The organism is Pseudomonas sp. p1(2021b) (assembly GCF_020151015.1).
GTDB classification, from domain to species: domain Bacteria; phylum Pseudomonadota; class Gammaproteobacteria; order Pseudomonadales; family Pseudomonadaceae; genus Aquipseudomonas; species Aquipseudomonas putida_K.
Window position 1 is genome coordinate 3,639,000 of record NZ_CP083746.1, and the last position, 21,107, is coordinate 3,660,106.

16 protein-coding genes and 2 pseudogenes are annotated in these 21,107 nt (G+C 63.6%); 8 read left to right on the top strand and 10 right to left on the bottom strand.

What is annotated here, in order from left to right; genetic code table 11:
• Positions 1 to 326: 326 nt before the first annotated feature.
• The 3 genes from K8374_RS16835 to K8374_RS16845 all read left to right on the top strand — a co-directional run bounded on the left by K8374_RS16835 (position 327) and on the right by K8374_RS16845 (position 5,275).
• Positions 327 to 1,700, top strand: coding sequence for a TolC family outer membrane protein (locus K8374_RS16835; RefSeq protein ID WP_084857438.1), 1,374 nt, complete (start codon positions 327 to 329; stop codon positions 1,698 to 1,700).
• A 74-nt stretch (positions 1,701 to 1,774) separates the two neighbouring features.
• Positions 1,775 to 3,910 (top strand): type I secretion system permease/ATPase, encoded by a 2,136-nt coding sequence (locus K8374_RS16840; protein ID WP_224459342.1) that lies wholly within the window; start codon positions 1,775 to 1,777, stop codon positions 3,908 to 3,910.
• Between the two features lie 9 nt (positions 3,911 to 3,919).
• The gene (locus tag K8374_RS16845) at positions 3,920 to 5,275 is read left to right on the top strand and encodes an HlyD family type I secretion periplasmic adaptor subunit (protein WP_224456465.1); all 1,356 of its coding nucleotides are present in this window, start codon (positions 3,920 to 3,922) and stop codon (positions 5,273 to 5,275) included.
• A gap of 130 nt (positions 5,276 to 5,405) precedes the next feature.
• Here K8374_RS16845 and K8374_RS16850 read toward each other — a convergent pair.
• The 5 genes and pseudogenes from K8374_RS16850 to K8374_RS16865 all read right to left on the bottom strand — a co-directional run bounded on the left by K8374_RS16850 (position 5,406) and on the right by K8374_RS16865 (position 11,047).
• Positions 5,406 to 6,883 (bottom strand): IS3 family transposase gene (locus K8374_RS16850; protein ID WP_411969648.1). Its coding sequence is split into 2 segments (ribosomal slippage): positions 5,406 to 6,478 and positions 6,478 to 6,883, totalling 1,479 coding nucleotides; the frame shifts between segments, so codons are not numbered across the junction.
• 895 nt (positions 6,884 to 7,778) lie between these two features.
• The gene (locus K8374_RS16855; RefSeq protein WP_224456467.1) at positions 7,779 to 8,372 is read right to left on the bottom strand and encodes a tRNA-uridine aminocarboxypropyltransferase; all 594 of its coding nucleotides are present in this window, start codon (positions 8,370 to 8,372) and stop codon (positions 7,779 to 7,781) included.
• A gap of 76 nt (positions 8,373 to 8,448) precedes the next feature.
• A pseudogene (locus K8374_RS26495) lies at positions 8,449 to 9,429 on the bottom strand (methyl-accepting chemotaxis protein); the annotation flags it as partial.
• A 303-nt stretch (positions 9,430 to 9,732) separates the two neighbouring features.
• Positions 9,733 to 10,014 (bottom strand): annotated as a pseudogene (locus tag K8374_RS26500) (PAS domain-containing protein); the annotation flags it as partial.
• A 139-nt stretch (positions 10,015 to 10,153) separates the two neighbouring features.
• Complete coding sequence (locus tag K8374_RS16865; RefSeq protein ID WP_224456469.1) at positions 10,154 to 11,047, bottom strand: LysR family transcriptional regulator; 894 nt, start codon at positions 11,045 to 11,047, stop codon at positions 10,154 to 10,156.
• Between the two features lie 225 nt (positions 11,048 to 11,272).
• On the opposite strand from K8374_RS16865, the gene speB reads away from it, so the two are divergent.
• Together speB and K8374_RS16875 are read left to right on the top strand one after the other, a co-directional pair.
• Complete coding sequence (gene speB / locus K8374_RS16870; protein ID WP_043209365.1) at positions 11,273 to 12,223, top strand: agmatinase; 951 nt, start codon at positions 11,273 to 11,275, stop codon at positions 12,221 to 12,223.
• 179 nt (positions 12,224 to 12,402) lie between these two features.
• Positions 12,403 to 13,782: a sodium:solute symporter gene (locus tag K8374_RS16875; RefSeq protein WP_224456470.1), complete on the top strand. Its 1,380-nt coding sequence runs from the start codon at positions 12,403 to 12,405 to the stop codon at positions 13,780 to 13,782.
• Between the two features lie 73 nt (positions 13,783 to 13,855).
• On the opposite strand, the gene K8374_RS26250 is transcribed toward K8374_RS16875, so the two are convergent.
• Together K8374_RS26250 and ptrR are read right to left on the bottom strand one after the other, a co-directional pair.
• Positions 13,856 to 13,984, bottom strand: coding sequence for a PA1414 family protein (locus tag K8374_RS26250; RefSeq protein WP_256543834.1), 129 nt, complete (start codon positions 13,982 to 13,984; stop codon positions 13,856 to 13,858).
• Positions 13,985 to 14,109: 125 nt separating this feature from the next.
• Positions 14,110 to 15,003 (bottom strand): putrescine utilization regulator PtrR, encoded by an 894-nt coding sequence (ptrR, locus tag K8374_RS16880; RefSeq protein ID WP_224456471.1) that lies wholly within the window; start codon positions 15,001 to 15,003, stop codon positions 14,110 to 14,112.
• 106 nt (positions 15,004 to 15,109) lie between these two features.
• Between ptrR and K8374_RS16885 the strand changes: the two genes are divergently transcribed.
• Positions 15,110 to 16,279 carry an MFS transporter gene (locus tag K8374_RS16885; protein ID WP_224456472.1) on the top strand — a complete coding sequence of 390 codons (1,170 nt, stop codon included), beginning with the start codon at positions 15,110 to 15,112 and terminating at the stop codon, positions 16,277 to 16,279.
• 72 nt (positions 16,280 to 16,351) lie between these two features.
• On the opposite strand, the gene K8374_RS16890 is transcribed toward K8374_RS16885, so the two are convergent.
• On the bottom strand, positions 16,352 to 17,278 hold the full coding sequence (locus K8374_RS16890) for a DMT family transporter (RefSeq protein WP_084858439.1): 927 nt from the start codon (positions 17,276 to 17,278) through the stop codon (positions 16,352 to 16,354).
• 106 nt (positions 17,279 to 17,384) lie between these two features.
• The gene (locus tag K8374_RS16895; protein WP_196145585.1) at positions 17,385 to 17,777 is read right to left on the bottom strand and encodes a transcriptional regulator; all 393 of its coding nucleotides are present in this window, start codon (positions 17,775 to 17,777) and stop codon (positions 17,385 to 17,387) included.
• Between the two features lie 166 nt (positions 17,778 to 17,943).
• On the opposite strand from K8374_RS16895, the gene K8374_RS16900 reads away from it, so the two are divergent.
• A complete protein-coding gene (locus K8374_RS16900) occupies positions 17,944 to 18,216 on the top strand; it encodes a hypothetical protein (protein ID WP_224456473.1) in 273 nt (90 codons plus the stop codon).
• A gap of 51 nt (positions 18,217 to 18,267) precedes the next feature.
• Here K8374_RS16900 and K8374_RS16905 read toward each other — a convergent pair whose 3' ends face one another.
• A complete protein-coding gene (locus K8374_RS16905) occupies positions 18,268 to 19,632 on the bottom strand; it encodes a DEAD/DEAH box helicase (RefSeq protein WP_411969540.1) in 1,365 nt (454 codons plus the stop codon).
• Between the two features lie 105 nt (positions 19,633 to 19,737).
• Here K8374_RS16905 and K8374_RS16910 point away from each other — a divergent pair, with 105 nt between their 5' ends.
• Positions 19,738 to 21,039: a mechanosensitive ion channel family protein gene (locus tag K8374_RS16910; RefSeq protein ID WP_224456475.1), complete on the top strand. Its 1,302-nt coding sequence runs from the start codon at positions 19,738 to 19,740 to the stop codon at positions 21,037 to 21,039.
• Positions 21,040 to 21,107 lie beyond the last annotated feature (68 nt).

The following is a 21,107-nucleotide window of genomic DNA, read 5'->3' on the forward strand; positions in this document are numbered from 1 at the left end:
GTCAATAAACTGTCGCCAAATATCATTTTGCCTGTATCCCTTCGCCACTCCCCTGCCCTAAGCTGCAAGATAAACGGGAACTTTTCTGAGATGCCCGAAAAACAACGCGTAGCGCTGATTCAGCGGACGACTTTGAATAGAACAATGTCCGGTATTTCTTAGACCGCATAAGTTTTTTTTCGCATAACGCTTATGAAGAAATCTTCTTAGCTCGGTCAGTAAATGTTCTTAGCTGTGTTGTTACAAACCTGAAACGGTTTGAACCTCATTTTTCGTCATTTTTTTGGCGATTGCGGGACCTTTTCAAGATCAGGGAGATGTACCCCATGCGCGTCCTAACCCCCATCACCAGTGCAATCCTGTTGGCCATGGCATGTACCAACGCTCAGGCGATGTCGATCACCGAAGCCGTCCAGAATGCCGTGGACCAGCACCCGGAGATCAGCGCCAGCCGTAACAGCCGGCTGTCGGCCGACGAGGATGTGAAGTTCGCGCGCGGGGGCTACTACCCGACCGTCGATCTGGTCGCAGGTTACGGTCGGCAACGCTCGGACAACACCAATACCCGCGGCTTCAATGCCGACGGCTCGCGCAACCACAACAAGGAAACCCTGACCTACACCCAGTCGGAGCTGCGCCTGCGGCAGATGCTGTTCGATGGCTTCAACACCGCCAACGAAGTGGGCCGTACCGAAGCGGTAGCCAACTCACGTGCCTACTACACCCAGGCCACGGCCGAGACCGTCGCCCTGCGCGCCATCGAGGTGTATCTGGAAGTGCTCAAGCGCCGCGAACTGGTGACCCTGGCCAAGAACAACCTGCAGGCCCACCTGCGCGTCAACGACCAGATCGGTCTGCGCAGCGAGCGCGGCGTGGGCAGCACCGCCGACCTGGACCAGTCCCGCGCCCGTCGTGCCCTGGCCGAGAACAACCTGGACACCGCAGAAGTCGACCTGGCCGACGCCGAGGCCAACTTCTACAGCGTGGTCGGGCGCATGCCCGACGAGCTGGAAACCCCCGTGACCATCAAGGGCGAAGTGCCTACCACCCTGGAGCAGGCGCGCCAGGGCATGCTGGAGAACAACCCCTACCTGAAATCGGCCCAGGCCGACGTGAATGCGGCCGAGCAGCAGTACGAAGTGGCCAAGTCGCCCTTCTACCCTCGCCTGGACGCAGTACTGGCCACCGGCGCGAACAACAACACCGCCGGCCAGCGCGGCCACGACAACAATGACTGGCAGGCTGGCGTGGAGCTGAACTACAACCTGTTCCGCGGCGGCAGCGACAAGGCACGCCTGCAGTCCGACGCGCACAAGATCAACCAGGCCATGGACATCCGCAACAATGCCCTGCGCGAACTCAACGAGAACCTGAGCCTGGCCTGGAACGCCATGAACAACGCACGCAAGCAGACCCCGACCGCCCGCGAATACGCCGAGACCACCCAGCGGGTACGCGCGGCCTACCAGGACCAGTTCGGCCTCGGCCAGCGCACCCTGCTCGACCTGCTCGACAGCGAGAACGAGCTGTACAACGCCAACCGCCGCTACACCGAGGTGCGCTACACCGAGGAATTCTCGATGTACCGGGTGCTGGCGAACATGGGCGAGCTGCTGAGCAAGCAACGTGTCTCGTTGCCACCGGAAGCCATTGCCAAGAGCGAAGTACGCAACGAAGCCCGGTTGCCTGACATGCGGTAGCGTTCGCACGCGCCAGGCTGTTCGTCCGGAACGGATTCCTCCCCCTGTGGCAGGAGTAGGCCATCGTGACCAGTATGCAAAGCGCGCAACCGCGCCTGGATGTTGATGATCCGTTGCTCGATGGCCTGCTGATCCTGTGCAGGTTGCATGGCTGCCCGGCCAGCCGTGCCGGCCTGTGCAGCGGCCTGCCCCTGGCCGACCAGCGCCTGCCCCTGGCGCTGTTGCCCCGCGCCGCCGCGCGCGCGGGCTTGCAGGCCAGGGTGCTGCAGCGCGACCTGGCCGCCATTTCAGCGCTCAACCTGCCGGTGCTGCTGCTGTTGAATGACGGCCGCAGCACGGTATTGCAGCGCTGGGGCGAGGATGGCCGGGCATTGCTGTTGCCCTGCGAGGCCGATGGCGGTGAACAATGGGTCGAACGTGACGCGCTGGAACACGCCTATGCCGGCCAGGCGCTGTTCGCCCGCCCACGGCATACCCTGGAAAACCTGCGCACGCCGCTCATGCCGCGGGTCGATGCCTGGTTTCGCGACACGCTCAGGCATTCACGCTGGCTATACGGCGACGCCCTGCTGGCGAGTCTGCTGATCAACCTGTTGGGGCTGATGGTGCCGCTGTTCGTCATGCAGACTTACGACCGGGTGGTGCCCAACCAGGCCCTTTCCACCCTCTGGGTCCTGGTGGGCGGGTTGTTCGTCGGTACCGCGTTCGAACTGGTGCTGCGCATGGTGCGTGCCCACCTGCTGGACCAGGCCGGCAAGAAGACCGACCTGATCCTCTCGGCGACCCTCTTCGAACGCATCACCGGCATGGCCATGAAAGCGCGGCCAGCCACCATCGGCGGCTTCGCCCAGAGCATCCATGACTTCCAGGGCCTGCGTGAATTCCTCACCGCGGTGACCCTGACCAGCATCATCGACCTGCCGTTCGTGGTGCTGATGCTGCTGGTGATCGGCCTGATCGGCGGCTGGCTGGTGCTGATCCCACTGGTGGCCTTCCCGCTCGCCGTGGGCTTCGCCCTGCTCATCCAGGCGCGCCTGCGCGACACGGTGCAGAAAAGCCTGAGCCTGGGCTCGGTACGCCAGGCCCTGCTGATCGAGACCCTGGGGGGGCTTGAAACCCTCAAGGCCTGCGGTGCCGAGAGCGAGCGTCAATACCAGTGGGAACACACCAACGGCGCCATCGCCCGCCTCGACGTCCATGCCCGCAACCTGTCGTCCCTGGCCAGCAACGGTACGCTGTTCATCCAGCAATTCTGCGGCATGGCCACCATCGTCGCCGGGGTCTACAGCATCATCGCCGGCAACCTCAGCGTCGGGGCCCTGGTCGCCAGCTACATGCTCGGCAGCCGCGTGCTGGCGCCCCTGGGCCAGATCGCCGGGCTGATCACTCGCTATCAACAGGCCCAGCTGACCATGCGCAGCACCGATGCGCTGATGGCCCTGCCCCAGGAACGCCAGGCCGAGCACCAGGCGCTGGCACACACCACCCTGCAGGGTGGCCTGGCGTTCAACCATGTCAACTTCCGCTACCCAGGGCAGAGCGCCCTGGCCCTGCAGGACGTGCGGCTGAGCATCCAGCCAGGCGAGCGCATCGGCATCATCGGCCGCAGCGGCTCGGGCAAGAGCACCCTTGCCCGCCTGCTGATGGGCTTTCACCAGCCGGACGAAGGCCAGGTGTTGCTCGACAACCTGGACCTGCGCCAGCTGGACATCGCCGACCTGCGCAGCCAGATGGGCTATGTGGCCCACGACCTGCCGCTCTTGGCGGGCAGCCTGCGCGACAACCTCACCCTCGGCGCACGTCACGTGAGCGATGCGCGCATGCTGGAGGTGGCCGAACTGACCGGCGTCAGCGAGCTGGCGCGCCTGCACCCGATGGGCTTCGACCGCCCGGTCGGCGAACGCGGCCAGCTGCTTTCCGGCGGCCAGCGCCAGGCCGTGCTGCTGGCCCGCGCCTTGCTGCTGGAGCCGCCGATCCTGATCCTCGACGAGCCCACCAGCCACATGGACAACAGCAGCGAAGAGCAACTGCGCCAACGCCTGCTGGCCTGGGTGCCAGGCAAGACCGTGCTGTTGGTCACCCACCGCACGTCCATGCTCAGCCTGGTGGACCGCCTGCTGGTGCTGGACAACGGCAAGATCGTTGCCGACGGGCCGAAGGATGCGGTCATAGACGCCCTGCGCAAGGGCCGCATCGGCGCAGCGCTCTAGGAGGCTCCCATGGCAATCGGGCACAGTGTACGCAGCTACACCCAGAGCGCCGGCAAGAGCGCCGAGCGCGACTACATGCCGGAACTGGCCGGCGCGACCTTGCAGGACGCCCCGCGCCTGTCTCGCCTGACGGTGTGGCTGGCCGCCGTGTTGCTGCTGGTGGCCTTGGCCTGGGCCAAGTTCGCGGTGATCGACGAAGTCACGGTGGGCGAAGGCAAGGCCATTCCCTCGAGCAAGGTGCAGGTGGTGCAGAACCTGGAAGGCGGCATCGTCACCGAGATCTTCGTGCGCGAGGGGCAGATGGTCGACAAGGGCGCGACGCTGCTGCGCCTGGACGATACGCGGTTCCTGTCCAACAAGGGTGAGAGCGAGGCCGATCGCTACGCCCTGACCGCGCAGGTCGAACGCTTGTCGGCCGAAGCCGAGGGGCACCCGCTGGCGCTGTCGGACGAAGTCCGCGCCAAGGCCCCGCAAGTGGCCGAAGACGAGGTCGCCTTGTACGAATCGCGCCAGCGTCGCCTGGCCAGCGAGAAACAGACCCTGAACGAGCAACTGCGGCAGAAGACCCAGGAACTGGCCGAGTTCCGCTCCAAGGTCGAGCAGTATCGTTCGGCTTTGGGGCTGTTGCAGCAGGAGCTGAACATGTCGACGCCGCTGGTGGGCACCGGGGCGATTTCGCCGGTGGAGATCCTGCGCCTGAAACAGCGCACGGTGGAAGCGCGCGGCCAGCTCAACGCGACCAGCCTGGCGATACCGCGGGCGGAGGCGGCAGTGGCGGAGATCAAGAGCAAGATCCAGGAGTCCGACGCGACCTTCCGCTCCGAGGCGGCCAAGGAACTCAACGACAAGCGGACGGAGTTGTCGAAGATCACGGCTTCCAGCATCGCCATCGATGATCGGGTGAACCGTACCACGGTGGTGTCGCCGGTGCGTGGGATCGTCAAATTGCTGAAGGTCAATACCATCGGTGGGGTGGTCCAGCCGGGCAGCGACCTGGTGGAGATCGTGCCGATCGAGGACAACCTGCTGATCGAGGCCAAAGTCCGCCCGCAGGATGTGGCGTTCCTGCATCCGGGACAGACGGCGATGGTCAAGGTTACGGCGTACGACTACACGATCTATGGAGGGCTCAAGGGCACGCTCGAATTGATCGGCGCGGATACGGTGACCGATGACAAGGGCAATGCGTTCTACCTGATCCAGGTGAGGACCGAGAAGAACCACCTTGGCGGGGACAAGAAGCCTTTGTTGATCATTCCGGGGATGGTGGCGACGGTGGATATCATCACGGGGCAGAAGAGTGTGTTGGATTATTTGTTGAAGCCGGTGCTCAAGGCGCGGACGGAGGCGCTTCGGGAACGGTGAGGGGGCTTGGGCTTGGGCTTTTAGATCGTGACAACATTCGTTTTGGGTGGTGGCGCCACTGGCGCTTTTCGCCTTTACGGCGACCTACTTTTGCTCTTCGGTGCGCGTCAAGGTAGTTGTCGTGTCTGGTTTAGCCGGTTCGCTTTTGCTCTGGATCTCGCTCGCGATTCAGGTACACATGGTTAGGCAATTTCCAGTTACGGACTTCTCGAACCCATCGTCCTGGATTCTGACGCCGCGCTGCTTCGTATAACTGTTCACGCTGCCTAAGTGACGCGCCATCTTGACCTTGATGTCGCTGCGAAGGGGTGACGTATTTGAGCGCGCTATGACGGTGTTCATTGTTGTACCAGGCAGCAAACTGCATTACCCACATACGAGCTTCATCGAGCGACCCAAAAGGCAAGCTGGGCCACCGTGAGCAGTATTTAGCCGTGCGAAATAGCGCCTCGGCATAGGCGTTGTCATTACTGACCCGTGGGCGACTGAAGGATGGCAGAACACCAAGGTTACGCAGCGCGGCGAGCATCGTCGCGCCTTTCATCGCGCTGCCATTGTCTGAATGAAGCACCAATGTATCCGGGCGAATCCCTTCACGTAAGCAGGCACGCTCCAGCAGGATACTGGCATGCTCAGCACTTTCTGCTTCGTGTACTTCATTCATGACCAGCTTGCGACTGTAGATATCTTTGACCATATACCAATAGAAAAAACGGCCTTTGACCGTACTCGGTAACCAAGTGATGTCCCAACACCAAACCTGATTGGGCCCACTCGCCCTATGGGTCGTGAGCGGTCTGGCTTGTGGTCTTCGACTCCGCCCACGTCTGTGTGCTTGGCCCGCTGACTTGAGCACTCGGTAAAAGGTCGATTCCGAGGCTAGGTAGAGGCCTTCATCTGCTAACTTCGGCACGATTTCATGCGGTGTGAGGTCGGCACAATCAGGGCGATTGGCTGCTTCCAAAATGGCCAAGCGTTCGCACTCGCTGAGCTTGTTGGCTGGTTCAGGACGGGCCGCTCCAGGCCGCCCATCCTCAGGTTGATGGCGCCACCGTTGCACAGTTCGCTCAGTGAGCCCCAACTCCTCACAGGCTGCACTTTGACGAGCGCCTGCTCTTACTGCGGCGTCAATCAACTGAAGGGCTGCTGTGCGATCTGCAGCACTGGTCATTCGTCCTCGTCCTTGCCCCAGATCGCATCGGCCTTTTTTCGCAGTACCAACAACGCTGCCGTTTCTGCCAAAGCCGCTTCTTTACGCCGTAACTCACGCTCCAATTGCTCGATCCGTTTGACCGATGCGATATCTTTGACGGGCTCTTGCTGGGTCGGAGTATTAGCCTGCTCACAAGCTACACGCCACAGCACCAGATCCGCCGGCAAGATACCTGCACTACGGCAGTATTCCGAGATCTCCGCTTCACTCATCGCGGCTGTCTGAAGCACTGCTCTGAACTTGTCAGCGCTGCTCCAGCGCCCGTTGCGTTTACCTGTTCCTGCCATCTGTGCTCCCTGGGTCTTGGCCTCATTGCGCCAAACCCGAAGTGTGACAGCAGTAATGCCTGTTTGCTTAGCCAACTCTACGACCGTACGGTTGATAGGTGCCGACATTTGCTGCAACGCCCAGGCTTTCTCCTCAGCGGTATAACGTCGTTGTTTCATGAGACAGTCCTACGCCCTCCATCTATTGAGACGGGCGACAACTATCCTGACATGGAGGGTCTTGGGCAAAAGTAGGCAAAAACCGCTGGCTCCTGCATCCGGCCCCTGCGCTGCGCTCCGGGGTTCCCTCGCTCCGGCATTACTCCCGGTGGGGCGCGGCGAAGGGCCATCCATGGCCCTACGCCGCTTGCCGGGCATCCATGCCCGGCACCCACCTCCGTAATGCCTATGCTCGGCCTCCTGACGTCGCGTTTGGCGGCGCCTGGGCTATCGTGTAGAAAAGAGCGGAAGCGGTGGCGGCGACAGCGGCGAAAAATCATGCTGATTGGTTGGCTGTTCTGGCCGAATCGCGGGGCAAGCCCGCTCTCATAGAACAACGCATAACTCATTGATTTGACAAGGCCTGTAGGAGCGGCGGTGCGGCGGTCCGCTTGGCCCGCGATTGGCCCGTGAGCCCGCGGCCAATCCCATTGAAAAAACAACGCCAGCCCAGGCGCCACCCGTAACTTGCGCCCCGTCAGGAGGCCGAGTGGAGGTATTGCGCAGGTGGGTGCCGGGCATGGATGCCCGGCAAGCGGCGCAGGGCCATGGATGGCCCTTCGCCGCGCCCCACCGGAGCGATGCCGGAACGAGGGAACCCCGGCGCACAGCGCCGGGGCCGGATGCAGGGGCGCGCGGCTTTGGTTACTTTGGCCAAGACCAAAGTAACCCGCCGTAAGGGCGGAAAGGTGACTCAGCGTCGATAAAGCAAATGGCTTTATCGCCAAACCGAAAACCAACCAATCAGCAATCAACCAGCAACCAGCAACCAGCAACCAGCAACCAGCAACCAGCAACCAGCAACCTACTGATGATTGCGCTCAAACGTCTCCCGCCCCATGGCCCTGATCTGCCCCTCGATCAATGCATCGAACGGCTTCAACACTTCATCGAAGCACAATGGCGACTCCAGAACATTCAACGCCTCCACCACAGCTTCGACCGTCGATAAAGCCCCCTCCCCCGGCGCCTTGCGCAACCGATAGCGCGATACCCGCACTTCCCCGAGCGTCACCCGCGGCAACGCCGCCAACGACGGATTCAGGTACAGCAGCTTGCGCGCCTTGCGCCAGGTACCATCAGGCACGATCAGCATCAAAGGCAGTTCGTCATCACCCGCGTAGGCCCGCAACACCCCAGCCTCGTCCCCCGGAAACAACACCACCGGCCGATATCCAGGCGTCGCCAGCAACCGCTCGAGGTCATCGAACACCTCACCCACCCGCAACTCCGCATTGACCAGCCCAAGGGCCGCCAAGCGCGCGGTGTTCAAGGCATGCGAAGTCTCGCTCGGATGCTGCAGCACGATCACCTGGGTACGGCTGTCGAGGCTGGGAATCAATGAGCAAAGGCAATGGTCAAGCGGACGCAGGCAGCGCTCGCAACGGGGTCTGGACATAGGCTTCTCCTTACCCTGCGCAGTGTGCCACAGCACACGGGCAAAGCCCCCACATCCTTGTGGGGTAGGCACAATGTCAGCGGTTGAAGCGCTCCGCCAGGCTGTGCAGGTACTCGGCCATGCGCTCCAGGTCCTGGCTGATCTCTGCGCCCTGCTTGGCCTGCCCCGCGCTCTCGTCGCACAGGTGCGCGATACGCACGATCTGCTGGTTGATGTCTTCGGCGACATGGCTCTGTTGCTCGGAAGCCGTCGCCATCTGCTGGCTCATCCCGGTGATGCGGCTGACCGCCTGGACGATGCCCGACAATGCCTGCTGCACCGCCTCGACACTCTGCACGCTGTCGCGGGAAATCTGCTCGCCACGGTTGGCCGTGCTCACCGCGCGCTCGGCTCCCGAGCGCAGCGAAGCGATGATTTGGTGAATCTCCTCGGTGGACGCGCGGGTACGCTGGGCCAGCGAACGCACCTCATCGGCCACCACCGCGAAGCCTCGCCCCTGCTCACCCGCCCGCGCCGCCTCGATCGCGGCGTTGAGCGCCAGCAGGTTGGTCTGCTCAGCGATGGAGGTGATCACATCCACCACGCTGCCGATTGACTGGGTCTGCTCGGCCAAGGCATTGACCGCCTGGCCGATATCGTTGACCGCATCGCTCATGCTGCCCATGGCCTTGAGGCTCTGCTGCGCCAGATCGCTGCCCTGCTGGGCCAGTTGGTCGGCGTCGCTGGCGGCATGGGCGGTGCTCTGCACATTGTGGGTGACTTGCTGGATGGTCGCGGCCATCTGCGCGATTGCCGTGGCCGACTGGTCGGTCTCGCTGCGCTGACGATCGAGCATCTGCGCCTGGGCGTCAGACAGGCCTGCCGATTGCGCCGCCCGGGACTTGACCCCCACCCCTGCATCCACCAATCGGGTCAAGGCGGTCTGCAAGCGCGCCTCCTCGCTGATGATGGCCAGGTCCAGTTGCCCCTGCAGGCCCGGGTTGTCGCTGTAGGTCAGTGCCACCAGCGGGCTGGTGAACGCCTTGGGGTGCTCGGCCAAAGTACGGCGGATGGCCTGGTTCTGCCGATGCTCGATCCAGTACCAGGCACCGAGCATGCTCGCCATCAGCACACCCAGCGCCGCATATTGCGGCAGCCAGAGATAGCCGGCGGCCGATACCAGGCCGGCACCGACCAAGGGCAGACCATGCTGCAGCCCATGCCCCAGGCGTGCGGCCAAGGGCACGGCAGAGCGATTACCGCGCAAGCGCGCATAGAGCGCCTCGGCGCGGCGGATCTGGTCGCGGCTGGGCACCGAACGCACCGACTCGTAGCCGCTGATACGGCCATTCTCGTAGATGGCCGTGACGTAGGCACTGACCCAATAGAAATCCCCATTCTTGGCGCGGTTCTTGACCACCCCCATCCAGGGCTTGCCCTGCTTGATGGTTTCCCACATATGACCGAACACCGAAGGCGGCATGTCTGGGTGACGAACCAGGTTGTGCGGCTGGCCCACCAGCTCCTCATAGGTGAAACCGCTGATCGCCACGAACGCATCATTGCAATAGGTGATGCGGCTGTTCAGGTCGGTGGTGGAGATCAGCCGCTGGTCGTCGGGGAAGGTTCTTTCGTGCTCGGTGACAGGCAAGTTCATGCGCATCGGGGCGATCCTTGCATCATGTAGATGATGAGAAATTTCATCAAAGCAAATAGATATTTAGCAGAGTGCCATCACTCCAGTCGCGTGCCTTGGACGAAAATTTACACAGCCTGACGCAATGTTCTGAAAGCGACCCTTCTCAGCTGACGTTGAGCTGCGACTTGAGCAGGTCGCGGAAGGTTTGGATCAACGGTTCCCGGCTCCTGCCACGGCGAATGATCATGGAGAACGGTGCCTGGTAGCCAAAGGTGGCAGGCGACAGCACCCGCAGGTCGCCCTTGTCGACCCAGGCCTGGGCATAGTGCTCGGGGAGATAGCCGATGTAGGCGCCGGAAAGAATCAGGATCAATTGCGCCTCCATGCTTTCCACCGTTGCGGCACTGTGCTTGAACCCATGCCGGGCCAGCTCTGCCTGGCTCCAGTAGCCCCGCCCGACCATGCGCTGTTGGGTGATCACCTCTTCAGGGACCCGACGCTCGCCAAACAGCGGATGCCGATTGCTGCAGTATAGCCAGTGCTGCTCACGGTAGAGCGGCTGGTACACCAGGCCGCTCATGCGCGAGGAGAAGGCGCCGATGGCCAGGTCCAGGCGATTGTCCTGCACGCCCAGTTGCAGCTCGTAGGGGCTGGACACCGACAGGTGCAGGTGCACCGCCGGATGCTCCTGGCTGTAGGCTCCGATGGCCTCGGCCAGCGGCAGGGCCCGGTCACCGACCGTGGAGTCGATCACCCCCAGGTTGAGGGTCCCGCGCAATTCGCCCTTGAGGGCCGCGGCATACTGTTCGAAACCATCGAGCTCGGCCAGCAGGCGCAGGGTCTCCTGGTGGAACAGCTCGCCCTTGCTGGTCAGGCTGAAGCCCCCCCGGCCACGGTGGCACAGGACGATACCCAGGGCACTTTCCAGCTGGCTCATGTAGGTGCTGATGGCCGACGTGGAGAGGTTCAGCTCACGCTGGGCATTGGCGAAGCCCTGGTGGCGGACCACGCTGACGAAGATACGCAACAGTTTCAGGTCGGGCAGTGAAGAGGCCATGGTGCAGCGGTTCCGCAGGGTGGAGATCGGCAGAGTCTAACCCGCTGCCGAGCATTAGTTTAGAAATTCCTGAAGTAAGTATTTGCGTGTAGCGATTCCTCCGGCCCACTACCTTGCGCAGACTTGGTCGCAATGTCCCTGCCCGCCGGCGCCACCCTGCCAGCCAGGCACGCGGCGGCACAGGTTCGAACAAACAGAACAATCGACCGACTGATGAGGCCCACCGTGGAAAAGATTCTCCACCAACCACTGGGCGGCAACGAAATGCCGCGTTTCGGCGGCATCGCCACCATGCTCCGTCTTCCCCACCTGCAAAGCGCCGAAGGCCTGGACGCCGCGTTCATCGGCGTACCGCTGGACATCGGTACCTCGCTGCGCTCGGGTACCCGCTTCGGTCCGCGGCAGATCCGTGCCGAGTCGGTGATGATCCGCCCGTACAACATGGCCACCGGTGCCGCGCCATTCGACTCGCTGTCAGTAGCCGACATCGGTGACGTGGCCATCAACACCTTCAACCTGCTCGACGCCGTGCGCATCATCGAAGAGGCCTACGATGAAATCCTCGAGCACAACATCATCCCCCTGACCCTCGGGGGCGACCACACCATCACCCTGCCGATCCTGCGCGCACTGCACAAGAAGCACGGCAAGATCGGCCTGGTGCATATCGACGCCCACGCCGACGTCAACGATCATATGTTCGGCGAGAAGATCGCCCACGGCACCACCTTCCGCCGTGCCGTGGAAGAAGGCCTGCTCGACTGCGACCGCGTAGTGCAGATCGGCCTGCGCGCCCAGGGCTATACCGCCGACGATTTCAACTGGAGCCGTCGCCAGGGCTTCCGTGTGGTACAGGCCGAGGAGTGCTGGCACAAGTCGCTGGAACCGCTGATGGCCGAAGTACGCGAGAAGGTCGGTGGCGGCCCGGTGTACCTGTCGTTCGATATCGACGGCATCGACCCGGCCTGGGCACCGGGCACCGGTACCCCCGAGATCGGCGGCCTGACCACTATCCAGGCGATGGAGATCATCCGTGGCTGCCACGGCCTGGACCTGATCGGCTGCGACCTGGTCGAGGTCTCGCCGCCCTACGACACCACCGGCAACACCTCGCTGCTGGGCGCCAACCTGCTGTTCGAGATGCTCTGCGTGCTGCCAGGCGTCGTGCGCCGCTGACCTGCAGGCGCGGCCTTGCGCCGCGCCTACGGCTAGCACGACACGAGCAACTGCTTGACCCCGGCAGGAGCCATGAGGGAGGGCCATAGAGGCCCGCCAACACAAGACAGGACCGCCGGGCGCCGTGAGTCGCCTGACTGGTCGATCTCGCCATAATAAAGATAATCGGGAGACCCCCAATGGCCTTGGACATCATCGTTGTACTGATCTATGCCGCCGGCATGCTCGGCCTCGGCTGGTATGGCATGCGGCGTGCGAAGACCCACGAAGACTACCTGGTAGCCGGGCGCAACCTCGGCCCGACCCTGTACATGGGCACCATGGCCACCACCGTACTGGGCGGTGCCTCCACCGTCGGTACCGTGCGCCTGGGCTATGTCCACGGGATTTCCGGCTTCTGGCTGTGCGCCGCACTGGGCCTGGGCATCATTGCGCTGAACCTGTTCCTCGCCAAGCCGCTGCTGCGCCTGAAGATCTTCACCGTCACCCAGGTACTGGAACGCCGCTACAACCCGATGGCACGCCAGGCCAGTGCGGCGATCATGCTCGCCTATGCGCTGATGATCGCGGTCACCTCGACCCTGGCCATGGGGACGGTGCTGCAGGTGTTGCTCGATGTGCCGTTCTGGATGGCCCTGCTGTTCGGCGGTGGCGTGGTGGTGGTGTACTCGACCATCGGCGGTATGTGGTCGCTGACCCTGACCGACATCGTCCAGTTCATCATCAAGACCGTGGGCCTGATGTTCATCCTGCTGCCGGTGTGCCTGTACAAGGCCGGTGGCTGGGACGCACTGGTGGCCAAGCTGCCGGCGGCCAGCTTCAGCTGGACCACCATCGGCTGGGATACCATCATCACCTACTTCCTGATCTACTTCTTCGGCATCCTGATCGGTCAGGACATCTGGCAGCGGGTGTTCACCGCCCGTGACGAGAAGGTCTGCCAGCGCGCCGGTACCACCGCAGGCATCTACTGCGTACTGTACGGCCTGGCCTGCGCCCTGATCGGCATGGCCGCCCATGTGCTGATGCCGGACCTGGCCAACCCGAACAACGCGTTCGCCGAGATGATCAAGGGCCAACTGCCCGAGGGCATCCGTGGCCTGCTGATGGCCGCAGCCCTGGCTGCGATGATGTCCACCGCCAGCGCCGGCCTGCTGGCTGCATCGACCACCCTGACCGAGGACCTGCTGCCCAAGCTGCGTGGCGGCAAGCAATCGAGCCTGGGCGTCAACCGCCTGTTCACCCTGCTGACTGGCTTGGTGGTGTTGGGCATCGCCCTGGCGGTGAACGATGTGATCAGCGCCCTGACCCTGGCCTACAACCTGCTGGTGGGCGGCATGCTGATCCCGCTGATCGGGGCGATCTTCTGGAAGCGCGCCACCACCGCCGGGGCGATCTCCAGCATGTCGCTGGGCTTTGCCACTGCACTGTTCTTCATGTTCAAGGACGGTCTGGATGCCAACACCCCGATCTACTACAGCCTGGCGGTCGGCCTGGTGAGCTTCGTGGTGGTCAGCCTGCTGTCGCGCCGCCCGGTGGGGGCCGTCAACCTGGCCTGAACCTTGGGCAGGCGTGAAAAGCCGCCATGACTGAAAAGGCCGCTGCATCGTCGGATGCGGCGGCCTTTTCGTTTCAGCGGCGGCGCGGTTGGCGCTTGCGCTGCTCTTCGTCGGTAGGGATCGGCACCGGCTGCAGCGGAGGTGGGAGCAAGCCCAGGGCGACGGCGAGGTCGTGGAGCCAGTTGTACATTCGATTATTCATAAATGCCCCCTTCACGGGTCAGCCTCACGGCGATTCATTCCTGCGATGCTTCATACAGATCATAGTCCCATGTCCTGTATTACGCATGCTTCTGTTCCTACAGATAAGGGCGAGTTTGACGCGGATCAAGCGCAAACGCCGCCTGCCGACGGTCGGTCAATTGTTTCCCCTTGTTGCACGTCGATCCAGGCCTGCAGATTGGCGCCGCACATGCCCTGGCGCCACATCAGCCAGGTGACCGCATGGTCGAAGGGTGCCTGCAGGCGGTGGGCACGAACCTGATCGCGCCCAGGCAGGCTGTCGAGCATGGACTGCGCCATCAGTGCCACCCCGGCCCCGGCGATCACACAGGCCAGCATGCTCTGGTACGACTCGACCTCCATGACCCGGCCCATGGGCGTATGGTCATGGGCATACCAGGCCTCCAGGCGCATGCGATAGGAGCAGCCCTGGCGGAAGGTGAACACCGCCTTGCCGGCAACATCCCGGGCGCTATGCACCGGGGTATGCTCGGGCCGCGTGATCAGCACCAGAACCTCCTCGCACAACGGCACGCCATCCAGCCCGGCCAGGCTCGGCGGGCCATCGACCAGGGCAGCGTCCAGGCGATGCGCCAGCAGCCCTTCGAGCAATTCACCGCTGGGCGCCGCCCGCACCTGCAGGTTCACCGCCGGGTAGGCCTGGTGATAGCGGGCGAGCAAGGTCGGCAAATGAATCGCCGCGGTGCTGTACATGGTGCCGAGGGTGAAATCGCCGGCCGGCTGGCCGCCCTGCACTGCGGCCATGGCCTCGTCACGCAGGGCGGACAGGCGATTGGCGTAGTCAAGCAGCACCTTGCCCGCCGGCGACAGCTGCAGGCGCTGGCGCTCACGCAGGAACAACTCCACACCCAACTGCTCCTCCAGCTGGCGCAAGCGGGTCGACAGGTTCGACGGCACCCGATGCAAGCGTTCGGCGGCCCGGGTCACCGACCCCTCTTGCGCGACGGCCTGGAAGATGCGCAGTTGGCTGAACTCCATTACCTTCTCCAAAACAGAACAACTTGCTCATAATTATTCAATTTTTTTGAAAGTTGATCCACCCTACCCTGCCCTCCATCGTTTCCACTGGTGCAGGAGTCGCCGCATGTCCCCCTTCATACAACTGTTAGCCAGCGCCGTGGCCTTGATGATGGCCATGGGTATCGGCCGCTTCGCCCTGACCCCACAGTTGCCGCGCCTGATCGCCGAGGGGCAGTTCGACCTGACTGCCGGCGGCCTGGTGGCGGCCGCCAACTACCTGGGCTACTTTCTCGGCGCAGTGGACGGCATGTTCGCCCGCCGCCCGGCCCAGGTCCGCCAGCGCCTGCACGCCGGCCTATGGCTGTGCGTGCTGCTGACCCTCGCCTCGTGGGCGGCGCAGGGCTTCTGGAGTCACCTGCTGCTGCGCTTCGGGACCGGCGTGGCCAGTGCCTGGGTACTGGTGATGATCACCAGCCTCAGCCAGCAATTGGCTGCCAGCCACGGTCGCCCTCGCCTGGGAGCGCTGGTGTTCGCCGGGCCCGGCATCGGCATCGCCATCACCGGCTTGCTCGCCCTGGTGGCCCATCTGATGGGCCTAGGGTCAGCGACGCTGTGGCTGATCTATGCGCTGGCCGCCTTGGTGATGCTGTTGGCTGTGCTGCCCTGGTTGCCGCGGATGCAACCGACCTCGGCGGTACCGGACGTACCCAACGACGGCGCCACCCAGCCGGGCATCGGGCGATTGGGGTTGGTCTATGGGCTATATGGCATCGGCTATATCCTGCCGGCGACCTTCCTGTCGCAGATGGCCAGTCAGCAGTTCCATGGCCAGTGGCAGGCCGACCTGTTCTGGCCAGCGTTCGGCCTGGCGGCTGCGTTGGGGGTCGTGCTGGTCAGCGTGCGACGCCCAGCCCGCACGTCCCATTGGCTGAGCGCGACGCTCTGGTTGCAGGGCCTGGGAGTCCTGGCCTGCCTGTTGGGCAACGGGTTCGGCCTGGCCCTGGGCGTGCTGTTGTGCGGCGCGCCGTTCCTGGCCTGCATGCAGTTGGTGATGCAGCGTTCACGGGAACTGGCACCCCATGCCACCCAGCGCAACGCCGGGCTGCTCACCGCCTGCTTCGCCCTCGGCCAGCTCAGCGGGCCGCTGCTGGCGGCCGTGAGCAACCATTACGGTGGGAGCCTGCAGCCCGCCTTGCTGCTTGCTGCGGGTGGGCTAGGGGTCGCAGGAGTGCTGGTGTTGGTTGGCCAGCGTCGGGAGCGGCTTCAGCCCGCCGGGCGTTGTGCTTCGGCTTGATGGCGCCGGGGCTGCGCTGCAGCCCTTTCGCGGCGCAAGGCCGCTCCTACAGGGCGGCGCGGCTGCGCCTGTTCAGCCGACCAGTTTGCGCAATTGCTGACGCACCCAGGGCTCGGCGCTGACGAGGATGACCCCGCACAACACCATCACCGCGCCCAGCACGAAGTTCAGGCTGAGCGGTTCACCCAGCAACACCACACCAAAGGTCACGCCGAACAGCGGCGTGATGAAGGAGAACACCGCAAGGTTCGATGCCAGGTACTTGCGCAGCAGCCAGAACCAGGTCAGGTAGCTGATGAACGACACCACGATGGCCTGGAACAGCACACTGCCCGCTGCCAAGGGTGTGAAGGCGACCATGCCCACCTGCCCACTGATCACGGCGATCAACAGCAACCCGACGAAGCCCACCAGCAACTGGTAGAACAAGGTCAGGTCGGCAGGCGCCTCCGACAACCGCGACCCGCGCACCACCACGGTGGTCGCGCCCCAGGCCAGGCCCGCCAGTACACCGAAGGCATCGCCGAGCAGTACCCGGCCATCGAGCTGGTCCCACGACAAGCCACCGGCAAAAGCCATGGCGATGCCGCCGAACGACAGCAAGATACCCAGCCACTGCAACAGCCGCAGCCGCTCGCTCGGCAACATGAAATGCAGCCCCAGGGCGGTGAACACCGGTGCGGTGTAGAGGAACACCGACATGTGCGCGGCGGACGTCAGCTTCAGGCCTTCGGCGATGAACAAGAATTCCAGGCCGAACAATACGCCCGACAGCAAGCCCGCCCGCCAGGTGCTGCCCACCATGCTCCAGCCGCCCCGCCAGCACACCAGGATCCCCACCAGTACCGCGGCGATCCCTGAACGCAGGGCCGCCTGCATCACCGGGGCGATATCGCTGGCCGCCCATTTGATCATCACCTGTTGGCTGCCCCAGATCAGGCACAGCACCAGCATCACCTGCAGGGCGAAGGCATCGGTGTTCTTGCGGGCCGCGCTCATGGGCGGCCCCCTTGGCGTATCGATGGCATGGGCACGGTCTCGACAATGGCAGACAAGCGCCGATTATCGGGTTTGCAGCCGTCCCCACGCCAGCCTCAAAACGACCTCAGGCGATCTGAGCTTTTGCCGCCACCTGTTCGAACGTCGTCTCGTCCAGGGCATCGTCCTGCTCGTCCAGCACTTGGCGAGGGTGCTCGAAGCCAGGGATGCTGCTGTCGATCAGGCTGAGCAGGCGCGAGCCTCGCTCGGTGAGGACGAAGTTCTCGCCGTTGCCGCCGTCCTCTTCCGGCCGGCTTTCGATGAAGCCACGCTCGAAGAGGATCTTCTCGTATTCGCAGGCGCGGGTCTTGAGATGGTCCAGGTCGCCCACCGGTTGACCGGTAGCGGCAAGCGCTGCCGCGTGCTGCTCGGCATAGGGCCGTGGCGTGAAGCTGTGGCCGGCGCTGTTCTGCACTTCATGCAACAGACGCTCGACCAGGTCCCAGTCGTAGGTGCTCATGGAGGTGGCCTCCTGCTGTGAACGGTTGGGGTACACAGCATGGGACCGGGAGGCAGTGCGGGGTGTTCCAAGTGAAAACCGACAACAGGCTGCCGGATGGTTATCGGTCTGAACTTCCAGACGACACACTTTTCAACCGCATATACCCCTGCTGGAGATCGAACGGATGAAACGGTTATTGCCCCTCGCCTGTGCCAGCGCACTGTTGTACGCCCTGCCCAGCTGGGCCTGCACACCAGAGGAAGCCACCCAGAAACGCGAGGAACTGGCCGGGCTGGTCACCCAGTTGACCGAACAGGATCCGCAGAAGGCCAAGCAGATCAACGAGGAACTGCAGGGCATGGACCTGGGCACAGCCAGCAAGGACCTGCCCGACAAATGCCAGTTGATCGACAAGCGGATCAAGGAATTGAAGGAGGCGGAAACCAAGGCGGACTAGGGAACTGCCTTCAGGGCTGCTTTGCAGCCCTGAAACCAGGCCGCCAGAACATCACTCGGCCTTCGGTGCCCGCTTCTTCAAAGGCGCCATGCCATCGGCGCTGGCCAGAGGCGCCTTGGCCTTGGGCTTGGCAGCCGGCTTGCGCTTGGCGGTAGCGCCCTTCTTCTCGGCGGCCTTCTTCTCGACCTTTTTCTTCTTGGTGCCAGCCGCCTTGCCCGAGGCCTTGACCTTCTTCGGCCCGTTGTAGGTGCCCTTGACCTCCTTGATGACCCGGCGCTCGAACTGCTGCTTGAGGTAGCGCTCGATGCTCGACATCAGGTTCCAGTCGTTGTGGCAGATCAGCGAGATCGCCAGGCCTTCGGCACCGGCACGACCGGTACGGCCGATACGGTGCACGTACTCGTCGCCACTGCGCGGCATGTCGAAGTTGATCACCAGGTCCAGACCGTCGATGTCCAGGCCACGGGCGGCCACGTCGGTGGCTACCAGCACCTTGGAGCCGCCCTGCTTGAAGCGATCGATGGCCAGCTTGCGGTCCTTCTGGTCCTTTTCGCCGTGCAGCACGAACGCCTTCACATCCTTGGCCACCAGGTGACCGTAGATGCGGTCGGCCAGGGCCCGGGTATTGGTGAAGATGATCGCCTTCTGGTAGGTCTCGTTGGCCAGCAGCCACTGGACGATCTGCTCTTTGTGCTGGTCATGGTCGGCAGTGATGATCTGCTGGCGGGTGCCTTCGGACAGCTGCGAGACGCTGTTGAGCATCAGGTGCTCAGGGTCCTTGAGCACCTTGCCGATGATGTCGCGCAGCGCCGCGCCACCGGTGGTGGCCGAGAACAGCAGGGTCTGTTCGCGGTTCTCGCACTCCTTGCACAGGCGCTCCATGTCTTCGGCGAAGCCCATGTCGAGCATGCGGTCGGCTTCGTCCAGCACCAGTACCTGGACGTGGGAGAGGTCCAGGTTACCGGCGTTCAGGTGTTCCAGCAGGCGGCCCGGGGTGCCGATCAGGATGTCCGGGACCTTGCGCAGCAGTGCGGCCTGCTCCTTGAAGTCCTCGCCGCCGGTGACCAACCCGGACTTCACGTAGGTGAACTGGGAAAAGCGCTGCACTTCCTTGAGGGTCTGCTGGGCCAGCTCGCGGGTCGGCAGCAGGATCAGCGCCCGGATCTCCACACGACGCTGGCGCAGGTCGACCAGGCGGTTGAGCAGTGGCAGCACGAAGGCGGCGGTCTTGCCGCTGCCGGTCTGCGCGGTCACCCGCAGGTCACGCCCTTGCAGGGCCAGGGGAATGGCCGCCGCCTGCACCGGGGTCGGCTCGACAAAGTTCAGCTCGGCCACGGCTTTGAGCAGGCGTTCGTGCAGGGCGAATTGGGAAAACACGGGTGTACCTCGGGCAGTCGCTGGAAATTCAAGTTGCATAGGGTAACGTTTTCCGTGACGGACGCCGAATTTCTTTTGGCACCTTGGCGCCAATCCGCGTTCTAATGGGCCTTCGTTTTCGCAATACAGACCCGTCTAACCCTCATGGATATCCAACGACTCTGGAAAGACGCCCTCGACCTCTGGGGCACCCTCGACCAACACCCCATGCTGCACGCCGCCCTGGCCCTGGTGGTCCTGCTGGTCATTTCCCTGCTCATCGGCCGCCTGGCCCGCTTCATGGTGCTGCATGCCAGCCGCCTGCTGGCCCGTCAGCAACCGCTCAAGTGGCTCGACGACCTGCGCCACAACAAGGTCTTCCACCGCCTGGCCCAGACCACGCCCTCACTGGTGATCCAGTTCGGCCTGAAGCTGGTGCCGGAGCTGGGCGAAACCGCCCAGCACTTCCTCGGCAACGTGGCCCTGGCCTTCACCCTGCTGTTCATGACCATGGCCCTGTCGTGCCTGCTCGATGCCCTGCTGGACATCTACGCCCGCACCGAACACGCCCGCACACGCTCGATCAAGGGCTACGTGCAGCTGGCCAAGATGATGCTATGGATCTTCGCCGCCATCGTCATCGTCGCCACCCTCATCGACCGCTCGCCGCTGCTGCTGCTTTCGGGTCTGGGTGCCATGTCGGCCGTGCTGCTGTTGGTCTACAAGGACACCTTGCTGTCGTTCGTCGCCAGCGTGCAGTTGACCAGCAACGACATGCTGCACGTCGGCGACTGGATCGAGATGCCCCAGGTCGGTGCCGACGGCGACGTGGTGGACATCACCCTGCACACGGTCAAGGTACAGAACTTCGACAAGACCATCGTTTCCATCCCCACCTGGCGCCTGATGAGCGAGTCGTTCCGTAACTGGCGCGGCATGCAGCAGTCCGGCGGGCGGCGCATCAAGCGCAGCCTGTTCATCGACGCCGCCGGCGTGCGCTTTCTCACCGCCGAAGAAGAACAGCGCTTGGGCCAGGTCCGCCTGCTGGGCGACTACCTGAAACAAAAGCGCCAGGAACTGAGCACCTGGAACGAATCCCTGGGGCCGGTGGCCGAACTTGCCGCCAACCGCCGCAAGCTGACCAACATCGGCACCTTCCGCGCCTTCGCCCTGGCCTACCTGAAGAACCACCCCGACGTGCAGCAAGGCATGACCTGCATGGTCCGCCAGATGCAGACCACCGCCGAGGGCGTGCCGCTGGAGATCTACTGCTTCACCACCACCACGGCATGGGCCGAGTACGAACGCATCCAGGGCGATATCTTCGATTACCTGCTGGCGGTGTTGCCCGAGTTCGGCTTGAGCCTGTACCAGCAACCCAGCGGCAATGACATGCGTATCGGGCTTGCCGCCAGGCCTCTGGCCACTCACGAGCCGCAACGGTTGAGCGAACTGAGCGAGGCTTGAAGACCAGCCATAGGGCCGCGCCACCCTATCGGCTGGCGTGCCTGCTGTGTAGGAGCGGGCTTGCCCCG